This window comes from Alkalibacillus haloalkaliphilus C5 (genome assembly GCF_000269905.1).
GTDB classification, from domain to species: domain Bacteria; phylum Bacillota; class Bacilli; order Bacillales; family Alkalibacillaceae; genus Alkalibacillus; species Alkalibacillus haloalkaliphilus_A.
Genome location: NZ_AKIF01000259.1, coordinates 1 through 1,573, shown reverse-complemented (window position 1 = coordinate 1,573; position 1,573 = coordinate 1). Strand labels below are relative to the sequence as shown.

Annotated in this window: 1 protein-coding gene; it reads right to left on the bottom strand. The window is 36.3% G+C overall.

Annotation, left to right across the window (positions count from 1 at the left end):
• Nucleotides 1-115: 115 nt before the first annotated feature.
• Nucleotides 116-1,468 (bottom strand): IS1182 family transposase, encoded by a 1,353-nt coding sequence (locus tag A194_RS0116225; RefSeq protein WP_017187827.1) that lies wholly within the window; start codon nt 1,466-1,468, stop codon nt 116-118.
• Between the last annotated feature and the right edge of the window lie 105 nt (nt 1,469-1,573).

The window sequence follows — 1,573 nt, the reverse complement described above, 5'->3', positions numbered from 1 at the left end:
CAGCTTGTAGAGAAACCCCCATGTTTTTCTACAAGCTTTTTCAATTATAGTTGAAGTGATTTATAAATAAGGTACTAAAAAATGATAAGTTAAAATGAAAAAGACTCTCCTTCACCTAGACCACACGGTCTAGGTAGAGGGCAATCTTCTTCATGTTCTGACAAGCAGCTGTCATAAGCGCTTGCTCTCGAACATTTTCTTTCCCGCGCAAACGACAATAACGCAGCCCATGCAATTCTTTTGAATCTGCAAAGCTACGTTCTACCTTTTCTTTTCGCATTCGATATATCCATTTTCCTTCATTAGTAAGCCGGTTTTGTCTAACCTTTTCTTTACTCTCTTCCCATACGTGACGAGTTATTATCTTCTGATGATTCTTGCTTTGTGTACACTGATCTAATAATGGACAACTTTTACAAACCTCAGGGTTTGATTTATACTGCCTGTAGCCATTTCGGTCTGTGGTAGCATATGTTAAGTCATGTCCTTCAGGACAAGTATATTTATCATCTTCAGCATTATAATGGTATTTCCATTTTGGAAGAAAACCTTTACGACTTTTATAACGACGGTGAGCAATAACACCAAATATATCTCTATCTTCTAATCCACGACAAATTGGAACCGTTAAATAACCAGAATCTAAACCAACAGCTTCTACATCGAATCCGAAGCGTTCTATCTGGTGATCTAACCGCTCTAAGTATGGTTTTGAATCATGAATGTTTCCAGCAGTAACATGTACATCTGTTATGATATTATACTTAAGGTCCGTAGTGCGGTGGTCTAAATAGAAAAAGCCTTCAGGCTTATTCTCGCGGTATAAATAACCACTTTCAGGGTCTGTGTCACTAACCTTAACTTCTTTTGTTTTCTTCACCTCCTCCTTCTGCTTTAAAGGCTTTTTTCCATGATGTACACGATCTTTTTCAATAGCATCATTTAAGTCATCAATATAATCTGCTGTTTCAACTTCCACCTCTTCTTTATAAAACTTTCGCTTATTAGCATTTGCTTTTAGATGCGTCGAATCTGTAAATAGTACACGTCCGCTTACCATTCGATGATTCATGGCTTGGAGTACAATTTCATCAAATATCTCCTGAAAAACATCAGTATCTTTGAAGCGTGTACGTCGGTTCCAGCTGATAGTTGAATGATGCGGAACTGGATCTGTCAGGTTTAATCCAAGAAACCATCTATAAGCTACATTTGTCTGTATCTGTCTTTCCAGCTCTCGTTCGGAGCGAATACCAAAAAAATATCCAATAAACATCATTTTAAATAAGATAAGTGGATCGAGCGAAGGTCGACCATTATCTTCTGAATAGTAAGTACGAACTTTTTCAGGAATAAATGAAAAATCTATGTATTGATCTATTTTTCGTAACAAGTGATCTTCAGGTACAAGTTCATCAATTGTCACCATTTCAATCTCCATTTGACGCTCTTTATTACTATTAAACATTCTGACACCACCTTTAATAATATAATTATATTATAACAAATTAACGCGGTGAATTGATGAAGTTATTGTAAAAAAATAGACTGCCGAGACTTTCTCGACAGTCTG